Genomic DNA, 18,832 nt, shown 5'->3' on the forward strand with positions numbered 1-18,832 from the left:
GAAGAATTGAGAATAGAAAGCCGCTCTCCGTTACGGGGAGCGGCTTTTTTATGAATAGATGTTTGAACTAAATTATCGTTTTTTTGTTATTTGTTTTTTTGTATATTGACTATTGGGTTAATGATCCCGTTTGCCTCGTATTACCTCAACCAATTAATCATATTTAAATCATCCAAAATCGGTCCTTTATGAAACGTATTCACTCTCACCTGCCTTACCTTTTCTTATTAGCCGCTATTCTGGCTTTCGCGGCATGTTCTAAAGATGGCTCCGCCGGCCCTGCTGGTCCTGCCGGTCCCGCTGGTCCTGGTGGCCCTGCCGGAGGGAAAGGCGATCCCGGTACCGCCAATGTTATTTATTCCGACTGGCTGGATGTTGCTTTTGATACGCTGAAGGATAACACCGGTGCGGTTGTTGGGTTTGGAGGCGATATTGACGCGCCAAAGGTTACAGCAGATATTATCTCAAAGGGACTCGTGTATGTGTATGTAAATCTTAGTACACTGGCAGATCCCACAGTAGTGTCTATCCCTTATGTGGACGGGCAGGTATACCTTAATTATGCGCTGCTGACCGGCGATATTTCTATCAATTCAAATCTCAAATTATCTACCGGGCTTAACGCTGCCAACGCAAAAGTTTTTCAATACCGTTATATCCTGATTCCAGGCGGAGTGGCTGCACGTAGCAGCAGTAGTGCGGTAGACTGGAAGAACTATAAATCTGTACAAAAATACCTGGGTCTGAAAGATTAATACCATAATATCACAACGATGGAAAAGTCCTCCTGCCGGTGGCTGGGGGACTTTTTGTTGCAGTATATGCACAGTTTGTTCCCGGGCAGCCACGTACTACTGGCGCTACAACTGCCATCAGAGGGGCTATAGCAATCGGCTTTTCTTTTGATATACAGATCATATGAAAAGGCTACTACTGGTTGCATTGTTTGCATACATTATGCTGAATGGCTGCGGCTCCCCCTCCGCTCCGGTCAACTCCAACAACAAAAGCGATATAAGTCCCCGCAATACCGGGATTACGCGGGAGAATGCGTATAACGACCTGTTCCTTGATAGTGTTGCGGTAGAAAAATTTATTGCAGCGCAAAAACTGGATGATACCATTGCTACACGGTTGCGTAGTTTTTATAATGCGCGCAATTTTGAATTTGCCTGGCTCGACAGCCGGGGGCCGGTAGAACAGGCGGCAGCTTTCCGTAGTTTATTTAATTATAGTAAAGACAGTATCAGCAACAAAGCCCTGGACAGACGCCTGGATGCCTTAATGGATGAGGATAGCCTGGAAATCAGCGCTACCGATCCCCAGATGGTCAGTACTGAATTGCAGCTTACCTGGCGACTGATTAATTACTTCCAGGAAAAGAACGGCAGTATTGCGCAACTGGAGCATATGGTGCCGGTACAACGTTATCCTGTAATGGTGCTGGCTGATTCCATGCTGCAAACCAACGACAAAATGTTTCCGGCCGTAGCTGTTATGAAAGGGCCGCTCAAAGCCTATAGGGAGTATGTCAGCAAAGGTGGCTGGCAGCCTGTGCCCGCGGTGAAAAAGGGATTAAAGACAGGTCAGTCTTCTCCCGAAATAATACCCATAAAAAAACGGCTTTTCATAACCGGTGAGCTTAAAAATAACGATAGCAGCGAGGTATTTACAGCCGAACTGGAAGCTGCCGTAAACAGCTTTCGCAGCAGTAATGGCTATACGCAAAATGGTGTATTGAATGATACCGTGACGAATGCACTGAACATACCCGCAGAAGAGCGTTTGCAGCAGTTACTGGTAAATATGGAACGCATGAAATGGATGCCGGAAACACCTGCCGGAAAGTTAATACTGGTGAATATACCGGCTTTTGTACTACATGTAACAGATGGACCAAAGCACCTGTTTGATATGGATATTGTGGTAGGAAAAGAGGGGCATAGCACTACTATGTTTTCGGGTGTGCTGAACCAGGTAGTATTTAGTCCTTACTGGAATATTCCCCGCAGCATAGTGAGAAAGGAAATACTGCCTGCTATCGGGCGAAATAAGAGATACCTGGCTTCCAAACATATGGAGGTGACCGGAACGGCCAACGGGCTGCCCGTAGTACGGCAATTACCCGGGGCACATAATGCGCTTGGAAAGGTAAAATTCCTGTTCCCCAACAGTTATAACATTTACTTCCATGATACGCCGGAAAAGGGCCTCTTTAACCGCGATAACCGTGCTTACAGCCATGGCTGTATAAGATTGAAAGATCCGGTGAAAATGGCGCAGTTTGTACTGGAGAACTCACCTCAATGGACCAACGAAAAAATTGATAGCGCCATGAATAGTGGCAAGGAGAAATTTGTGGCGGTAAAAGATCCGGTGCCCGTGATCATTACTTACTTTACCGCCTGGAGTGATAATGGGATGTTACATTTCGCATCCGATGTATATGGACACGATATTATTTTCAGAAAGAAATTGTTTCAATAAATCAGGAGGCGGTACTATCTCTGCCCAGGATTTTTGTGTGAGCCGAATAGTATTTATCCGGACTGTATAAAAACAGGCAGGTGCCATTTCTGATGCGTTCAATTACTTTACGGTGAACGTTTTCCGGAATGGCAGGGCATCCCAGGCTGCGGCCTATGTATCCCTGGATTTTACCGAGGCTTTCATTTACATAGTTCGCACTGTGCATAACAATACCTCTGCTGAGGGCATTGTCGTTGATGCCGGCTTCTTCTCCTTCCAAACGGAGGGAGTAACCATGTTCGCCGGTATAAGTATCGCCGGTGATATAAAAGCCCAGACTGCTTTTGAAGCTGTTCATCTGGTTAGAAAAAGTACTGGCAATGTCTTTACCGGAATTTCTGCCATGAGATACCAGGGTGTTGAAAAGTAATAGCTTGTTTTTGAGATCTATTACGAATAAACGTTTTTTGGTACTGGGCAGGGAAAAGTCGATAATGGAAATTACGTCCGGATTTTTTATCCGTCCGGTTTCTTCCAGGTGTTGATACCCTCTTAATGCATTTTCAAAAGCCTCCCTTGACAGACCTGCAGAGTCCAGTCTCATATTATCGTATAGACTTTCCTGTTTGGAAGAATCTGTTTTGATAACAGCAACAGCCGGTTCATGAGCTGCAGTGGTATTTTCTGCTGTAGTAAGAGTAGTAATCAGAAATGCAAAAAGGCCAATGGTAAGAATAAAAATTAACGGTTTAACTAATCGCTTCAATTTCATGTTCACGCCGTAATATTTTAGTTGGTTATAAAAATGGCATAAGGCAACGAAGATAACGATTATTGCAGTGGAAAAGGAGGCTGAATGCCCGTCAGAGGCCGCTGTAAGGGTATTTTTAACAGGTTGTTCACATACATGGAAAATGTATATAAGTGGCAAACATCTGTTAATGAATGGACAATTTCGGCATAACGCGCTACGCTGGGGGATTTATCTTTGAAGTATTGTTTCGTAAGAAGAGAAAACTGCCATAAAAAAAGGGGTCGGTTTCCGTTACCGGCCCTTTATTATTTGCCCCATTATCTTTAATTTTTCATAAAAATTAAGTCATGCCTGAATTACCCGACCTGCAGGCTTTTCGCCATAACCTGGAAAAAGCGTTGCTGCATAAAAAATTAAAGTCACTGACGGTTAAGAATGCAAAGAAATTACACACCACACCGGAAGCACTGCAATCGGCMCTGGAAGGTCAAACGCTGGAGCATATACTCAGGGTGGGAAAAGAATTACATTTTGTATTTAAGAATGGTCATGTATTAGGTATGCATTTAATGCTCCATGGTAAATTATATCTCTTCCAGAAAAAAAATGAAGAGAAATATACCATTGTAGAATTATTATTTGGAGATGGCACAGGCCTGGCCCTGACGGATTTCCAGGGCGCCGCCAACGTTTTCCTTGATCCGGAAGAGAAGACTGCGCCGGATGCGTTATCCAAAGAGTTTAACGAAAGCTATCTGGAAACACAGTTAGGGAAGAAGAAAATCACCATAAAGAAATATTTACTGGATCAGCACAATGTATTGGGTATAGGTAATGCTTATGCGGATGATATTTTGTGGGACGCAAAGATTTCTCCTTTTTCTGTTTGCAATAAAATTCCTGCTACACAGATAAAAGTATTGCTGAAATCTATTAAGAAAATTCTGCAGGAAGCGGAAAAGAAAATATTGAAGAGTAAGCCTGATATTATTAACGGAGAAGTGAGGGATTTTATGCTGGTGCATAATTCCAAACTAACTGAGAGTCCCGGTGGCGCAGAGATTAAGAAGGATACCGGTGGTGGCAGGAAAACGTATTATACGGATGAACAGGTGTTGTTTGAATAAACCTGTAAGTAAGCATAGGAAACCCGGCATCGTTCTAGACGATGCCGGGTTTTTCTTAAAAGACAGGCGATATGGTATTATGTTGTGAGCACTACTTCAGTAGTTTTTTTTTCTTTAGGTTCGTATATACCTGCTGCGATTTTTTCCACAAATGCTTTCGGGAAAAATTTAGGCAGCCAGGCATTCAGCTTGTTGGTGAAGCCGGGGATGATTTCTGCTTTTCCTTTAAAAAGCCCATCCACCGCAATTTTAGCCACGCTCTCCGGTGTCATGTTAAACCTGTTGGCCACATTGCGGGTATAGTCGCCCATGCGGGCTCTGTTCACAAAATCGGTGTCGGTACTGCCAGGGCTCAGGGCGCTGACAGAGATAGGGGAATGCCTTAGTTCATGCCTTAATCCACGTGTAAACGAGAGCGCAAAAGCTTTCGTAGCTGCATAGATATTCAGGTAAGGCACTGTTTGATAAGCAGTGGTACTGGCAAGATTCAGCAGGTATGCTTTCGGAAATTTCCGCAGTACCGGTATATAGGCGTACGATAAGCCCACCTGCGCTTTGATGTTTACATCAATAATATTGAATTGTTCTGCCAGGGACAGTTCTTCAAATGCACCATTGATGCCATAACCGGCGTTGTTCACTACTACAGAAAGTACATCATGGTAGGTACTGGTCCAGGCGGTCACCTTCAGTAAGGCATCGGGGTGTGATAAATCCTGATGCAACGTATGTGCGTGTACGTGATACTGAGCAGATAATTCTTCTGCAGTGGTGGCCAGTGTTTCAGCGTCTATATCTACCAGCAGCAAATGATAATTTCTTTCTGCGAGTTGTGCAGCAATGGCTTTTCCTATTCCTTTGGCTGCGCCGGTTATTAATGCGTATGACATGCTTGTTATTTTTTAGAGAGATGGTGAGTTTACTTCAGCAAGACTTTCTGTTCTGGCTTTTACATTCACCCACTGCGGTCTGCCACCGTAGAGATGTTGTTTGAGATGTGCCAGCTTATGATAGAAAGGAGTAGGGCTATTGGCCGTTTTAGGCTGATAGGCGCCGGTAATGATCGGAATATACATCACTCTTCTTCGGCTCTTTTCGCCGGTGTGTGGTGATTGTTGTACACGGTGCCAGAGGCGGCCATCATGTACAGTCAGATCTCCTGCTTCAATATCAAAGCCTACTTCTTTTTCATCAGGATTGTTATCGATGAAATATTTTTTTCTGAATAATAATTTCAGTAATCCCTGCTCATGTGTACCGGGGAGTACGCGCAGGCCGCCGTTGTTGAGCGGGCAATCATCAAGGTGAATGCCCACATTCAGCATAGGGAGAATGCGTGATCCGAGGAACAGGTCCCGTGGACTGTCTGTATGCCAGCCCAGTTGCTTAAACTGGCTCTCTGCTGCGTTTACATAATGGTTGATGACCAAACCATCTTTTTCATTTTCACCAATCCTGCCAGCATAGGAGCCCAGTAAAGTGGTGAGTGATTGCAGCCTTTTGTCTTTTAGTAATTCGCGCAATGCGTTGCTGTAGTGCGATGCAAAGGCAATACGTTGTATAAGGGGGCTGCCATCCACATCAGTACCGAATTTCAGCGGTATCCCGTTAACTTTCTGGATGTTGTTGCGGATCAGTAATTCCTGTACCTGCTGCACTTCCGTATGGATATGCGTTAAGGCAGATTTGTCCAGGAAGTTTTTAAACTGGATGATGCCATATTTTTGGAAGTATGCGAGATGCGCATCTGTTACCCCCTCGTCGAGGCGGAATAATGGTTGGTTGTTCGTTTTCATGACGAAGTACTTTTAGCTGACAGTGATAAAACAGTTGTTGAAATAGAAAATGCTATAGCGGCAATTGGTGGGGTGACCGCAGGCAGGAGTGGGGAATTAACAACAACAATAGGAAACTGCTACATTTTGATGTTTGGCTGTTGCACGTATTTGGTGCGGATGTCGATATTGATGATCTGTGTTCATGGTGAATATGATTTTTTATTAGTCTACCATTCTTGTAGACAAATATAGGAATATCATTTTATTTACAAAAAATATTTTTTGCTGTCCGGTGTTATACGGATGTTAATGGTTTGATAACCTGCTGACAAACAGGTGGGTAAGTCTCTTTGAGATGGAGAATGGATACGGGATTTCCGGTAATTTATATTTTGGTCAGTAGTTGTTCATAATCGCCATTGGTGTCAATGTCCACAGCACCTTGTGGAAAGTCAACGGTAGCCACTTGTTCGGGATGTTGCAGTAATATTTTTTTTGCACCTTCCTGTCCGTTCAGCGCGAGCAGTTGGGAGAAGAGTGATTTATCAAACAGGGCAGGGGTGCCAATGGTATTGCCGTAGGAGCAGGCTACTATAGGTTTGCCGGAAGTAGTTTTCAGTGCATACATTTCTTCCAGGAGTGGTGTGGTAATGAATGGCTGATCGCAGAGCAGCAATAAAGCGCTGTTCACATTTGGTGAAAGGTGGAGTAGATGCTGTAAGCCTGTTTTGATGGAGCCGCCCATACCGGTGGGCCAGCCGGGGTTTATCACTGTGTTTACTTTTTCATCGATCAGTTGTTGTTTGATCTGTGTGGCGAAAGCGCCCAGTACTACTACCACGGTCATATTGCCTGATTGTGTGGCGGTGTGTACTACATTTTGTAACAGGCTTTTATTCTGAAAGGGCAATTGTTGTTTGGGAGTACCCAGTCTTTTTGAGGCGCCTGCGGCCAGGATGATGATACCGGTTGTTTCCATTATAGTTGTTGTTGAAGGATGATTTGTTGTTCACGTGGGTGGATGGTGGTTGTTTTTTCCCGCAGTGAGGTGGCTGCTGCTGCAGACAATACGGATTTTATTTCGCTGATAACGGATAATGCTATTTCTTCGGCTGTTTCTGCGCCGAGGTCAAGTCCTGCAGGTCCGTGTATGCGTGCACGTTGTTGCCTGGAAATAGGAATGCCATTTTCAGACAGTTCCACCAGCATGCGTTGTAATTTTTTTGCGGGCCCTAATACGCCGATATATGGTAATGGCAATGGCAGCAGTTGTGCCAGCAGTGCCAGGTCGTAATTGTAGTTATGTGTCATGAGTACCACGGCGGTATGCTGGTCGGTAGCTACCTGTGCAAGTGCGGGTGCAGGTTTGGCTGTGAATAGTTGTGTAGCCTCCGGGAAGCGGGTGGTAGTGGCGTATCCCGGGCGTCCGTCCACAACAATGGTATGCCATCCGAGGAGACTGGCCATTTTCACGAGTGGGATTACATCATTGCCGGCGCCGGCAATCAGTAACTGAGGTGCCGGTGGCAGGTAGGCGGTATGTGCCGTATAGTCGTTGCCGGTAGAGAGGTATGTTTTTGTGAAAGTGGTTTGTGTCTGGAGTGCCAGGTGTGCATCTGCGGTGATGGCATTTTGCAGGTGACAGTCCGGGATGTGGTGCTGCATTTGTCCGTTGGCCGTGAGTACCAGGCAGGTGCCGGGTTGTGGCGCTTTGCGGTTATGCAGGGTAAAAATGGTGACGAGTACTGCGGGTGCACGATGACTGGTTACTTCCTGCAGCAGCGCTACCGGGTTACGTGGATCGTTTGTATTTACAGGTTCCAGGAGTATATGTATGATGCCATTGCATCCCAGCCCTACGCCCAGTTTGGCATCGTCTTCATCATTGGTATCGTAGGTCACCAGCATGGGTTGTTGCTGTAGCATGACCAGTTGTGCTTTACGCAGAGCATCTCCTTCCAGGCATCCACCGCTGATGGCGCCGGTGAGGAGACCGTTTTCTGTTACCAGCATGCGTGCGCCGGGTTGCCGGTAGGCAGAGCCTTCCACATGCACTACGGTGGCCAGTGCTGTTTTGAGTCCCTGTCGGCAGGCAGTATGGTACGCTTTCACGATATCTTCCAGTTCTTTCATGTAGTCATTTTAATGCACTAAATAGATGCTGCTGTATTCAATACCTTATCAGGTGTAATGGGTAAATCGCGTACGCGTTTACCGGTAGCATTGAATACGGCATTGGAAACGGCGGCAGCAAAGCCTATCAGCGCTATTTCTCCCATGCCTTTGGAGCCCATGGGATTAATGTAAGGATCTTTTTTATTGATGAAATATACATCTGTGGGTGGCGTGTCTGCATTGACGGCTACGTGGTAGTCTGCAAAGTTATTATTTACAAATCTTCCAAAGCGGTGATCCAGTATAGCCTCTTCCGTTAGTGCCATTCCTATGCCGCCAACAACGCCGCCAATCATCTGGCTGCGCGCAGTTTTGGCATTAACGATAGTGCCTGCATCGGCCACGCTTACAATGTGTTGAATACGTACTACGCCGGTATCCGGATGCACATGCACTTTGGCGAAGTGTACAGAAAAAGAATACATGGAGTATTTTTTTCTTTCCGGACCTCCTTGTGAGGTTGTCATTACTTTTACTTCCGGTAGCTGCTGTTGTTGTAAGAGCGCTTCGTAACTGATTTTTGTTTCCTGGTTGGCAGTCATCAGTTGTCCATCTTCAAAAATAACAGTTTCCGGTGTAGCTGTTTTAAAAGCGGGAATATTACTGATGGCGATGGTGGCCAGTTGTTGCTGTAACGCTTTACAGGCATCTGACACCGCGCTACCTACAGTAGATACGGTAGAAGAACCTCCTTGTTCAGGTGCAAAAGGATAGATCGATTCTCCCAGCATGAACTTTATTTTTTCTGGTGCAATACCGGTAACATCTGCGGCAATTTGTACCATGGCAGTGGCGGTGCCAGGGCCAATATCACTGGCGGCGCTTTGCAATATCAGGGAGCCATCTGCCTTCAGCGTAGCCGACACCGTAGCCTTACCGCGGTAAGCACCGAAAGTACCGCTGCTCATGCCATAGCCTACCAGCATCCCATTTTCTTCCATGCTGCGGGGCTGTGGGTTCCTGGCGGACCATCCTATTTTTTCTGCACCCAGTGCATATGCTTCTTTCAAATATTTACTGGAAAATGGAAGATTTCTTTCCGGATCGGTATCTGCGTGGTTGAGGATTCTCAGTTGCAGTGGATCCATTTTCAGTTTATATGCCAGTTCATCGATACCCGATTCCAGGGCAAAGGCGCCTGTAGCTTCACCGGGGCCGCGCATCCATACCGGCGTGCTCATATTGAGTGACACCAGCTGGTATTTCGTATTCACGTTCGGACAGGCGTACATGAATTTGCTCATGGATACAATGCCTTCTGTGAAGTCTTCGTAGGGAGAGGTGATAGCTACGGCTTCGTGTGTGATGCCGGTCAATTTACCTTCGGCAGTAGCACCCAGACTTAATTTCTGGGTAGCATTAGGGCGGTAGCCTACCAGCGTAAACATCTGGTCTCGGGTGATCACCAGTTTTACCGGCTTACGTATTTTTTTAGCGGCGAGTATGGTAGCTACTTCCAGTGGCCATATGCGGAGGGCCATTCCAAAGCCGCCCCCTACAAATTGCGAATGCACCGTGATGTTCTGTTCCGGTATCTGGAACAGGTCTTTGATGGTTTCCTGTACGCTTTTTACGCCCTGTGTTTTGGCGTAGAGTGTCAGCGTGTCTGGTGTTGTCCAGTGAGCGATGATACCTGCCAGCTCCATTGGATTGTGTACTTCCAGTGGAATGGTATATTCAGCGCTGTGTGTGACTGCTGCTTTTTCCCAGGCATCGGCTTCTCCGCGGAGATAGTCTTTCATACGACTGTTCTGAAAGGCTTTGCCGATGCTGGCATTCATGTCGGTATAATGTGTTTCCTGGTTGTATTGTACATCTACCAGTGTGGCCGCATATACGGCACGTTCCAGGGTATTGGCCACTACAATGGCTACGGGCTGTCCATTGGAGTAGATACGGTCATCTTTGAATATCTGCAATCCATTTTTTTCGCCGGGTTTGGATTGCTGATAGCCTGCTACTTTGGGAGCATTGAGGTGAGATACAACATCTGCTACACCGGGAGCGCGCAGGGCTTTGGTGGTGTTAATACTTCTGATGGTACCGTGACTGATAGGACTGCATACCAGTGCAGCGTACAGCAGATCATCGACGTGATAGTCTGCGAAATATTTTGCACCGCCGGTTACTTTCAGGCGGCCATCTACACGGTCCATGGACTGTCCTGTTTGTTGTTTTTTCATACGGTGGCTGCTTTTTGTAATGCGGTTTGAATACTATTGAGTGCCAGGGCTGGTTTAAACATATTATGTTTATACGCTTTGGCGGATTGCATAGCGATGTTGGCGGCTATTTGAAAGTTTTCTGCGGTAGGTGCTTTGCCGGTGAGTGCTTTTTCTGCATCGGGTAAGCGCCAGGGTTTATGTGCCACACCACCCATTGCGAGACGGGCGCCCTGAATAACACCATCACGGATATCCAGTGCGGCAGCTACTGATACCAGTGCAAATGCGTAGGAAGCGCGGTCGCGTACTTTCAGGTAGTGTACATTTTTAGTGAATGGATTAGCCGGAATTTCTATGGCGGTAATCAGTTCTCCTTTACCGAGATTATTATCCAGTTGCGGTGTATTGCCGGGCAGCCGGTGGAAGTCGGCGAACGGAATGCGGCGGTTGCCTTTAGGGCCGGTTACCAGCACCGTTGCATCCAGTGCAGCCAGGGCCACACACATATCACTGGGGTGTACGGCAATGCAGCTGTCGCTTGCGCCAAAGATGGCGTGCATGCGGTTGATGCCGCCGATAGCGCCGCAGCCAGTGTTAGGGCTACGTTTGTTGCAGGGCATGGTGGTATCGTAGAAATAAGAACAGCGGGTACGTTGCATCATATTGCCACCCACGGTAGCCATATTGCGGAGTTGCTGTGAGGCACCCGCCAGCAGGGCCTGGGATAGCAGCGGATGATGCGTTTTTACGAGTTCATGCGCGGCCAGATCGCTGTTGAGCACCAGGGAGCCTATATGCAGGGTACCTTCATTCAGTTGAATATCTTTTAGTGGCAAGCGGTTAATGTCTACCAGTTTATCCGGTATGACTACACCGCTTTTCATCAGATCCAGCAGGTTGGTACCGCCGGCAATGAAGCGGGCGTTGTCTTTGGCAACGGCGTCAATAGCGGCTTTCAGGTTGGCGGGCCTTACGTAGGAGAATTGATTCATACTGTTTTCCCTCCTTTTTTTACATCGGTGATGGCATTTACAATATTGTCGTATGCGCCACAGCGGCAGATATTGCCGCTCATGAATTCACGTATTTCTTCCGGAGAGCCTGCATGCCCTTCACGTATACAGGCTACTGCCGACATGATCTGACCGGGTGTACAATAACCACACTGGAAGCCATCGTGTTTAATAAAAGCTTCCTGCACGGGATGCAGCTGATCGCCATTGGCCAGTCCTTCGATAGTGGTGATTTGTTTTCCTTCCTGCATCACTGCGAGGGTAAGACAGGCGTTAATGCGGTGGCCGTTTACATGTACCGTACAGGCGCCACATTGTCCGTGATCACAGCCTTTTTTGGTACCAGTCATTCCCAGTTGTTCCCGCAGGAGATCCAGCAAGGTGGTGCGTGGCTCCACAGACAGCTGCATTTTTTTTCCATTTATTTCCATACTCACGGGCATCTTTTCAAAGATACCTGCAATGGCTTCATCGTGTTGAGCCGCTTTCATCACCAATGGTGGAGTGAGCGCCAGTGCCATCATTGCGGAGGACTGCTTCAGAAAGTCACGGCGTGCTTCCTGTTTATCCTTTTTGTGAGAGGAGGGTTGTTGGTCGTTTTCAGCAGACATTTTGCATCAGTATTTTTCACTAATAAGATAGGGAAAAATATTGGTATTTCGATACGGTAGGATTGTTTTAATTAATCCTGTTTTATCCCGGATGAGCACCATTACCGGCAGCAGTGGTTRCTTATTTTTGTAAACAGTAACTAACTATTTATGCGAATTATCTTAATACTGGCCGTGCTCTGGATGAGTAGTCCGGCATGCGCCCAAAAAAAAGAAGTTACCATGACCGAAAATAATATTTTAAAAGCAGCGGCAAACAATGATACTGCTGCTATTCAACGGGCATTATCCAACCCTGCATTACTGGAAACGAGAGATGCAGAAGGACGCACGCCATTGATGGTGGCAACTTATCATCATCATGCGGCGGCTACACAGATATTGATTACAGCAGGGGCAAATGTAAATGCGCAGGATAAAATGTTGAATTCTCCTTTCCTGTATGCTGGTGCAGAAGGGTATGCAGATGTTTTGAAAATGTGTATGTCTGCCGGCGCGGATTACAAAGTGTATAATCGTTACGGCGGTTCTGCATTGATACCCGCATGTGAGCGTGGCCATATTGAGGTGATTGCACTTTTACTGGCAGATAAAACTTTTCCGGTGAATCATATTAACCGTCTGGGCTGGACTGCATTGCTGGAAGCGGTGATATTAGGTTCCGGAGGAGCTACACATCAGCAGGTAGTGAAGATGCTGATAGCTGCCGGCGCAGATCTGAACATCGGAGATAAAGAAGGTATTACGGCTTTGCAGCACGCAAAGAGCAGGGGATATAAAGCCATCGTGGATATGTTGGTGCAAGCCGGTGGGAAGTAAGGTGTGATTTATTTATACCCGGTACTTTTTGCCGGCATGCTGTATTTCAAAGTCTTTTATCTGTTGTTGTAAAGCACGTTTTTGTGTGAGATATGTTTTAAGGTCCATTCCGGTTGCTTTTGCTTTTTCCAGTTGAATGAGGGCACGATGCATCTCCTGGTAAGCTGTTCTCAACTGATAGGTTTCAGATGCGCGGAATGCCAGCACATCCGGTGCTTCGCGGATAACTTCCAATGGGTATCCTTCCTGTGACCAGGTAGAAAAGCTGTTACCTATAACTTCCATACTGCCGGTATCCAGTGCACCATAGCCGGTAAGGTATACTTTTTCATCGCTGTCGTTACAATGCAGGAGGATGGCTTGTCCGCCACTGTCATCGCCGATACTGATATATGCAGGGAGGTAATGTTGTACCTGGTAGGTAGTGTTACGTTCTAACAGGCTGTTGGTGCCGTAAAGTGCCAGGAGATCATTTATAAAGCGATCTCCTGACAGCTGTTCCTGTAACAGGAAACTACGATAAGCACCCGGCAATATTATGCCGAGTGCTTCTTCTATATCTCTGATATTATTGTTCATTACCTTTCAGATGAGCGAGCCATTGTTGTGCAAATTCGTTGCCTGGATCCAGCTGAAGCAGTTTTTCGAAGGAGGCAATGGATGCGGGAACTTGTTCCATATGATAAAAGAGTACCGCGCGGTTCAAATGTACATAGGGATTTTCAGGTGCAATAGCGAGCGCCTGATCATACGTGGCGAGGGCCAGGTCGTATTGTTCCAGCAACATCAGGATGGAGCCTTTATTCATCAGCAGACCTGGTTCGCCAGGCGACAGTTCCAGTCCTTTGTCAGCGTATTGCAGTCCCAGTTGGAGGCGGTTGAAAATGTGCTGCCGGGTAGCTTCATCTGCGCCCTGTTCTTCTATCTGACTGATGGCTTCATTGGCTTCCTGCAGAATTTGTACAACCTGTTGTTCGTACCAGGCAGCGCTTTTTTCTACATTTTCCGTAAATGGAATGGCTTCGAGATCGATGGCTTCTTCCGGTTCAGCGGTTGCTTTCATTTTGTCGGCCGCCGGCGCATACCACCACTGGCAGAATTTACCTAATTCACCACCTACAGGCAGTTCATCGGCAGGAGGCAGGCCTTCTTCTTTAATGGCATCATTGGCGATGATTAAATCCTGGATGGCTTCCAATGCTTTGTAGTGAATGGTTTCGCCTTCCTGTTCCGCCTGCATTACCATGTATGGAATGAGCTGATACCAGAGGGCGAGCAGGTCTTTGTCTTTCTGCTCGCCGGCAATTTCCGCAATTTCATGCGCCATAGAAAAGGTATCCATGGCAACAGGAGCTTCCGCATCTTCGCCGGTAATGGTGCCATTGGCTACCAGGCTGGCCCAGAGTGCAGATCCTGCATCACAGTATAAAATATACGTTTTGGAAGGGAAGTCATAATTGGCGTAGCCGGTAACGGGGTTGCTTTCTTCGTCCCATACTTCCGTTGGCTGCTGGTAGATAAAGCTGAATTTCTGGCTGGCGGCCAGTGCATCAAACCATGCCTGATGGGCTGTATACGCCGGGTGGGCGCTAACAGGAAAGGTATATACGAAATGATGTTTGATTAACTGATCCATTACCCTGAAATGGGTAAAGCCAGTGTCAAACTGGTTTTGTAATTTATATAGATTGTAAAAGAGGCTCCTGCGATCCAGTCCTTCTTCCTGACTTTTGTCCAGACAATAAACGGATAGCTCCACCAATGATTCTACTTCATGCATCGCCATATGTAACTCGCTTTTTTGCGAAATTACGAATTAGGAATTACGAATTACGGATTTGTGGGGATATAGTAAACGCGTTGATCTACCCACAAATCCGTAATTCGTAATTCTTAATTCGTAATTCTTTACTTCAGCAGTACATTCTTCACATACTTATAACTGGTCGTTACACTCTGGAATGGATCGATGGTGATTTTGTCCTGTTCTACAAACAGGTGTTTCACACCGGCGAGTTTCGCCTGGGCAAATATTTTACGGAAGTCTATGCTGCCGGTACCTACTTCTGCAAAGGTGACACCGGAGAGCAGCTCCATGGAGGTTTTGTTTTCTGTGCCGGTGGCAGTAAGACTGGCAGTATTGTTTTTATCCATGTCTTTTACGTGCCAGGCCACAAATCTGCCGGGTGCTTCTTTAAAAAGTGTGATAGGATCGCGGCCTGATTTCACGGCCCAGAAAAGGTCGAGTTCAAAGGAAACGAGGGCCGGATCCGTTTCTTTCAACATAATATCGTAGCCGGTGCTGTCTGTATCTGCCAGTTTTTTAAACTCCCAGTAGTGGTTATGGTAGCCGATATGCAGGTTTGATTTTTTACATATTTCGCCGGCTTTATTCAGTTGTGCTGCCATGAATTTGTAATCATCTGCCACCAGTTTTTTATCCCAGAGGGAAAGGGGTAATACCGGTACGATGAAGTATTGCTGACCGAGTGCTGCTGCCAGTTCTATTTGTGGCTGCAGTGCGTCTGCATTGCCATTGCCACGGGTCAGGTAATCGTTTAGCTGATAGTGTCCGCTGGGTGTATTGAGGTGGTATTGTTTTAAGAGGGCACTGAGTGCTTTTGGTTTTAATCCCCAGAATTCGCCTTTATCGCCTGCGCCCTGGTAACCATAAAAAGTTTCTACTTCATTGTAGCCGATGCCGGCTACTTTGGCCAGCGTGCCTTTGACGTCTTTGCCCAGCTCCTCACGGAGGGTATATAGTTGTAAGCCTATTTTTTTGGGAAGGGCTTTATTGCCTGTCATGGCAAAGATACTGCCGGGTAACATCATGCCGGCTGCCATGAGTCCTGTTTGCTGAATGAATGAACGTCTTGAAGTATGCATGCGGGTGTTGTTTTTAACGTGGATAAATGTATAACTACTGAAGCAGTTCTGCACAGCAATTTAATAAAACGATTTTAACTTGTTGAAATTTTTTAAAAAGAGAATGCCGTGCTACTGCTTTTTTGCAAAAAACGGCTGGAATAGCATCATCGTTCTAACGTAACCGCGTATACGTGTACAACCCTCATTTTATCTGTATGCTTTATCTGTGGCGGTTTTTATTGCATATGTACTGCATCATAACAGCAGCCTTTTTCGTTTATATAAATTTTGAAAAGATGTGGGTTTAATTAATTAAATTGTTAGTAGTTACTTATCCAAAACCGCGTCTAAAATGAGTTTTTTTTTCAGCAATGTAAGTCAGGCAGAAGAAGGCGTCAGGAAGAAATCTAAAGTAAGGGAATGGATAGAGGCAGCTCTTTTTGCGGTGGTTGCTGCTACCCTCATCCGCACTTTCATTTTCGAAGCTTTTGTTATCCCCAGTGCTTCGATGGAGAAAACCCTGCTGGTGAATGACTTTATTTTTGTCAGCAAAATCAGTTATGGCCCCAGAATCCCTAATACGCCACTGGCATGGCCATTTACGCATCATACGCTTCCGTTTACGAAAAATATACAACCTTTTACCACAGCTATAGAATGGCCATACAAAAGACTGCCCGGTTTCAGCAGTGTAAAGCGGAATGATGTGATTGTATTCAATTACCCCTGCGGTGATAGTGTGCTGAAGAACCTGGCGGGGGAAGATGAGGATTACTATTCCATGTACCGGTCACTCGGAGACGAATATATCCGCAAAAATTATCCGCCTATAATTACCCGGCCTGTGGATAAACGCGAGAACTGGATTAAACGATGTGTGGCTATCAGTGGCGATAGCTTGCAGATCATTGACGGCATCGTATATATCAATGGTCAGCCGGGTAAAGTACCCCTTCATTTTGAGGCCCGGTATTTTGTAACGATGCCGGATCATAAGCCTATAGACAGTCAATTGCTGGATCAGCTGGAATCAGATCATATTTCCAGGCCTACGGTAGATTCTACCATGTTTATTTATAATCTTAGTAGCGCTAATGTAGATACACTTCGTGCCAGGGGGGCTATTGTGAAGCGTAAAACGTACGATGCATTCGGTGATTCCAGGGTATTTCCTTTTGATCTGAAACATTATGAATGGAACGAAGATTGTTTTGGCCCGATATACATTCCCCAAAAAGGTGCAACCGTAAAACTGGATACCCTTACACTACCTTTCTATCAGCGTATTATTGATACCTATGAGCATAATACCCTGAGAAGAGACGGGGACAAAATTTATATCAATGGACAGGAAACCACTACCTATACTTTTAAGATGAATTATTACTGGATGATGGGAGATAACCGGAATGAATCTACGGATTCCCGCTTCTGGGGCTTTGTTCCCGAAGATCATATAGTAGGGAAAGCATGGATTATCTGGTTAAGCTATCATAAGAACCGTATCAGGTGGGGACGGTTGTTTTCTTCGATAAAGTAAAGCGGCATTTTTCTTACTCCCTGCTCCGGGGAGTAAGAAAAATGCCGCAGTGTATTATTTAGTGCTTGCTGTCTTTTCTCTTACTTCCTGCAGTAGCTGATCCAGTGCCGCTCTGTCCAGCAGTTTACCTTTTACTACAAGTGCATTAATTTTCTGTGTGTTGTGGATATCCGCTACCGGGTTGGCATCCAGCAACAGGATATCAGCTTTTTTACCAGCGGCAATAGCGCCGTAATTGGTTTTGTGCAGGTAAGCCGGTGAGTTGATGACAGATGCCTGTAATGCCTGCAAGGGCGTAAGGCCAAATTTTACCATCAGCGCTAATTCCTGGTGTAAGCCTATGCCCGGGAAGTCAAATGAATTGAGGTATCCGGCATCTGTTCCTGCCATTATTTTCACGCCTGCTTTTTGTAACAGGGGAAGAATAGAAGAAGATGTTTCGTAGATCATTTTGCGGCGTACAATAGCAGCGCTATCGTCTGATGCGGCTCTTTTTACGCGCCATTGATAGGTACGTTGCAATCCTTTACCGATGTATTGCAGATATGGATCGTGTGCGTGATTGTCCTGATCAAAATAAGCCATTACATTTCCCAGGGTGAGTGTGGGAGTAAGGTACATGCCCTTTTCCGCCATATAGCGATATGTTTTCATCGCAGCAGCGGTGTCGAAATGCTGCAGAATGTACTTATTGATATCTGCGCCTTTTATTTCGCCGCTGGCGATGCCGCGGGATAAAGCTGCATCATCTTTTACACCTGATTTCCATGCATAAGTGAGGTGTTCTACAGAGCTGAGACCGGCGTCAGCTACCTGTTTCATAGTGAGTACATACGGAACATGACCGGAGATCGCCATGCCTCTTTTTCTGGCTTCGCGTAATGCTTCCAGGTAGATCTCCGGTTTAATCGTGTTCTCTGTAATTTTTACGAAATCTACTTTCAGTTTTTGGAGGGAATCGAGGGCCTGTTGTAGCTCTGTGGAAGTGCCTATTTCCAGGTCGCCCAGCCATATGGACTTATAGCCTTCCAGTTTTGGGCCGGAAGTAAAGATGGTGGGGCCTTGTAGCTGTCCTTGGTTTATTTCATCGCGCCATTGTAATACATCCGGGCTGATGTCTGCAGCACAGTCGCGGATAGTAGTAATGCCGTTAGCGAGATACAAAGGCAGGAAGTTTTTATTTTCTTCGCTCAGCGTGTCGCCGCCGCCGAAGTGCATGTGCATATCCCATAATCCGGGCATGGCGTATTTACCGCTGCCATCCACTGTTTGGGTGGCTTTGTATTGTTTCGCCAGTTGGTTATCCATCACTTGTATGATGCTGTCGTTGCGCACGGCGATGGCCTGGTTGGCAGTGATCCTGCCGGTTTTTATATCAATGATGCGAACGGACTTAATCAGCAGGTCCGCCTTTTTTTGCTGGCTGAATGCAGTGATACCACAAAGAATTGCCAGAGAAGAGAGCCAGATTTTTTTCATCTCCTAAAGGTACCCCGGCCTCCTGGCGAAAAAT

Annotated in this window: 17 protein-coding genes; 5 read left to right on the top strand and 12 right to left on the bottom strand. The window is 46.2% G+C overall.

Features of this window, described 5'->3' with window-relative positions; all coding sequences use genetic code 11:
* The first annotated feature begins 188 nt into the window (after positions 1-188).
* Together AC1DP6_RS05675 and AC1DP6_RS05680 are read left to right on the top strand one after the other, a co-directional pair.
* Positions 189-755: a hypothetical protein gene (locus AC1DP6_RS05675; RefSeq protein ID WP_477053947.1), complete on the top strand. Its 567-nt coding sequence runs from the start codon at positions 189-191 to the stop codon at positions 753-755.
* Positions 756-918: 163 nt separating this feature from the next.
* The gene (locus tag AC1DP6_RS05680; RefSeq protein ID WP_477053948.1) at positions 919-2,487 is read left to right on the top strand and encodes a L,D-transpeptidase family protein; all 1,569 of its coding nucleotides are present in this window, start codon (positions 919-921) and stop codon (positions 2,485-2,487) included.
* Between the two features lies 1 nt (position 2,488).
* Here the strand turns inward: AC1DP6_RS05680 and AC1DP6_RS05685 are convergent, their stop codons facing one another.
* Positions 2,489-3,241, bottom strand: coding sequence for a murein L,D-transpeptidase catalytic domain family protein (locus AC1DP6_RS05685; RefSeq protein WP_477053949.1), 753 nt, complete (start codon positions 3,239-3,241; stop codon positions 2,489-2,491).
* A 329-nt stretch (positions 3,242-3,570) separates the two neighbouring features.
* Here AC1DP6_RS05685 and AC1DP6_RS05690 point away from each other — a divergent pair, with 329 nt between their 5' ends.
* Complete coding sequence (locus AC1DP6_RS05690) at positions 3,571-4,350, top strand: DNA-formamidopyrimidine glycosylase family protein (protein ID WP_477053950.1); 780 nt, start codon at positions 3,571-3,573, stop codon at positions 4,348-4,350.
* Positions 4,351-4,427: 77 nt separating this feature from the next.
* On the opposite strand, the gene AC1DP6_RS05695 is transcribed toward AC1DP6_RS05690, so the two are convergent.
* The 7 genes from AC1DP6_RS05695 to AC1DP6_RS05725 all read right to left on the bottom strand — a co-directional run bounded on the left by AC1DP6_RS05695 (position 4,428) and on the right by AC1DP6_RS05725 (position 12,092).
* Entirely contained in the window at positions 4,428-5,240 is an 813-nt protein-coding gene (locus tag AC1DP6_RS05695; protein ID WP_477053951.1) for an SDR family NAD(P)-dependent oxidoreductase, read from the bottom strand.
* Between the two features lie 12 nt (positions 5,241-5,252).
* Positions 5,253-6,146, bottom strand: a complete 894-nt coding sequence (locus AC1DP6_RS05700; RefSeq protein WP_477053952.1) for a phytanoyl-CoA dioxygenase family protein — start codon at positions 6,144-6,146, stop codon at positions 5,253-5,255.
* Between the two features lie 367 nt (positions 6,147-6,513).
* The gene (locus AC1DP6_RS05705) at positions 6,514-7,107 is read right to left on the bottom strand and encodes a nucleotidyltransferase family protein (protein ID WP_477053953.1); all 594 of its coding nucleotides are present in this window, start codon (positions 7,105-7,107) and stop codon (positions 6,514-6,516) included.
* A complete protein-coding gene (locus AC1DP6_RS05710) occupies positions 7,107-8,261 on the bottom strand; it encodes an XdhC family protein (RefSeq protein WP_477053954.1) in 1,155 nt (384 codons plus the stop codon). The genes AC1DP6_RS05705 and AC1DP6_RS05710 overlap by 1 nt, the downstream gene beginning before the upstream one ends.
* A gap of 17 nt (positions 8,262-8,278) precedes the next feature.
* Positions 8,279-10,486: a xanthine dehydrogenase family protein molybdopterin-binding subunit gene (locus tag AC1DP6_RS05715; protein ID WP_477053955.1), complete on the bottom strand. Its 2,208-nt coding sequence runs from the start codon at positions 10,484-10,486 to the stop codon at positions 8,279-8,281.
* Positions 10,483-11,460 carry an FAD binding domain-containing protein gene (locus tag AC1DP6_RS05720; RefSeq protein ID WP_477053956.1) on the bottom strand — a complete coding sequence of 326 codons (978 nt, stop codon included), beginning with the start codon at positions 11,458-11,460 and terminating at the stop codon, positions 10,483-10,485. The genes AC1DP6_RS05715 and AC1DP6_RS05720 overlap by 4 nt, the downstream gene beginning before the upstream one ends.
* A complete protein-coding gene (locus tag AC1DP6_RS05725) occupies positions 11,457-12,092 on the bottom strand; it encodes a (2Fe-2S)-binding protein (protein ID WP_477053957.1) in 636 nt (211 codons plus the stop codon). The genes AC1DP6_RS05720 and AC1DP6_RS05725 overlap by 4 nt, the downstream gene beginning before the upstream one ends.
* A 150-nt stretch (positions 12,093-12,242) precedes the next feature.
* On the opposite strand from AC1DP6_RS05725, the gene AC1DP6_RS05730 reads away from it, so the two are divergent.
* Complete coding sequence (locus AC1DP6_RS05730; RefSeq protein ID WP_477053958.1) at positions 12,243-12,911, top strand: ankyrin repeat domain-containing protein; 669 nt, start codon at positions 12,243-12,245, stop codon at positions 12,909-12,911.
* A gap of 12 nt (positions 12,912-12,923) precedes the next feature.
* On the opposite strand, the gene AC1DP6_RS05735 is transcribed toward AC1DP6_RS05730, so the two are convergent.
* The 3 genes from AC1DP6_RS05735 to AC1DP6_RS05745 form a co-directional block, all read right to left on the bottom strand.
* Positions 12,924-13,490: an SMI1/KNR4 family protein gene (locus AC1DP6_RS05735; protein ID WP_477053959.1), complete on the bottom strand. Its 567-nt coding sequence runs from the start codon at positions 13,488-13,490 to the stop codon at positions 12,924-12,926.
* Positions 13,480-14,697 (bottom strand): tetratricopeptide repeat protein, encoded by a 1,218-nt coding sequence (locus AC1DP6_RS05740; RefSeq protein ID WP_477053960.1) that lies wholly within the window; start codon positions 14,695-14,697, stop codon positions 13,480-13,482. Before AC1DP6_RS05740 ends, AC1DP6_RS05735 begins: the two co-directional genes overlap by 11 nt.
* Positions 14,698-14,819: 122 nt before the next feature.
* The gene (locus tag AC1DP6_RS05745) at positions 14,820-15,797 is read right to left on the bottom strand and encodes a sugar phosphate isomerase/epimerase family protein (RefSeq protein WP_477021855.1); all 978 of its coding nucleotides are present in this window, start codon (positions 15,795-15,797) and stop codon (positions 14,820-14,822) included.
* Positions 15,798-16,131: 334 nt separating this feature from the next.
* Here AC1DP6_RS05745 and lepB point away from each other — a divergent pair, with 334 nt between their 5' ends.
* Positions 16,132-17,319 (top strand): signal peptidase I, encoded by a 1,188-nt coding sequence (gene lepB / locus AC1DP6_RS05750; protein WP_477053961.1) that lies wholly within the window; start codon positions 16,132-16,134, stop codon positions 17,317-17,319.
* 54 nt (positions 17,320-17,373) lie between these two features.
* Here the strand turns inward: lepB and AC1DP6_RS05755 are convergent, their stop codons facing one another.
* Complete coding sequence (locus tag AC1DP6_RS05755) at positions 17,374-18,798, bottom strand: amidohydrolase family protein (protein ID WP_477053962.1); 1,425 nt, start codon at positions 18,796-18,798, stop codon at positions 17,374-17,376.
* Positions 18,799-18,832 lie beyond the last annotated feature (34 nt).

This window comes from Chitinophaga sp. 01L420 (assembly GCF_056399985.1).

Excerpts from the sequence above, each read along its gene's own strand:
- AC1DP6_RS05675 (WP_477053947.1), top strand. The coding sequence starts at position 189 with ATGAAACGTATTCACTCTCACCTGCCTTACCTTTTCTTATTAGCCGCT.
- AC1DP6_RS05680 (WP_477053948.1), top strand. The coding sequence starts at position 919 with ATGAAAAGGCTACTACTGGTTGCATTGTTTGCATACATTATGCTGAAT.
- AC1DP6_RS05685 (WP_477053949.1), bottom strand. The coding sequence starts at position 3,241 with ATGAAATTGAAGCGATTAGTTAAACCGTTAATTTTTATTCTTACCATT.
- AC1DP6_RS05695 (WP_477053951.1), bottom strand. The coding sequence starts at position 5,240 with ATGTCATACGCATTAATAACCGGCGCAGCCAAAGGAATAGGAAAAGCC.
- AC1DP6_RS05700 (WP_477053952.1), bottom strand. The coding sequence starts at position 6,146 with ATGAAAACGAACAACCAACCATTATTCCGCCTCGACGAGGGGGTAACA.
- AC1DP6_RS05705 (WP_477053953.1), bottom strand. The coding sequence starts at position 7,107 with ATGGAAACAACCGGTATCATCATCCTGGCCGCAGGCGCCTCAAAAAGA.
- AC1DP6_RS05710 (WP_477053954.1), bottom strand. The coding sequence starts at position 8,261 with ATGAAAGAACTGGAAGATATCGTGAAAGCGTACCATACTGCCTGCCGA.
- AC1DP6_RS05715 (WP_477053955.1), bottom strand. The coding sequence starts at position 10,486 with ATGAAAAAACAACAAACAGGACAGTCCATGGACCGTGTAGATGGCCGC.
- AC1DP6_RS05720 (WP_477053956.1), bottom strand. The coding sequence starts at position 11,460 with ATGAATCAATTCTCCTACGTAAGGCCCGCCAACCTGAAAGCCGCTATT.
- AC1DP6_RS05725 (WP_477053957.1), bottom strand. The coding sequence starts at position 12,092 with ATGTCTGCTGAAAACGACCAACAACCCTCCTCTCACAAAAAGGATAAA.
- AC1DP6_RS05730 (WP_477053958.1), top strand. The coding sequence starts at position 12,243 with ATGCGAATTATCTTAATACTGGCCGTGCTCTGGATGAGTAGTCCGGCA.
- AC1DP6_RS05735 (WP_477053959.1), bottom strand. The coding sequence starts at position 13,490 with ATGAACAATAATATCAGAGATATAGAAGAAGCACTCGGCATAATATTG.
- AC1DP6_RS05740 (WP_477053960.1), bottom strand. The coding sequence starts at position 14,697 with ATGGCGATGCATGAAGTAGAATCATTGGTGGAGCTATCCGTTTATTGT.
- AC1DP6_RS05745 (WP_477021855.1), bottom strand. The coding sequence starts at position 15,797 with ATGCATACTTCAAGACGTTCATTCATTCAGCAAACAGGACTCATGGCA.
- lepB (WP_477053961.1), top strand. The coding sequence starts at position 16,132 with ATGAGTTTTTTTTTCAGCAATGTAAGTCAGGCAGAAGAAGGCGTCAGG.
- AC1DP6_RS05755 (WP_477053962.1), bottom strand. The coding sequence starts at position 18,798 with ATGAAAAAAATCTGGCTCTCTTCTCTGGCAATTCTTTGTGGTATCACT.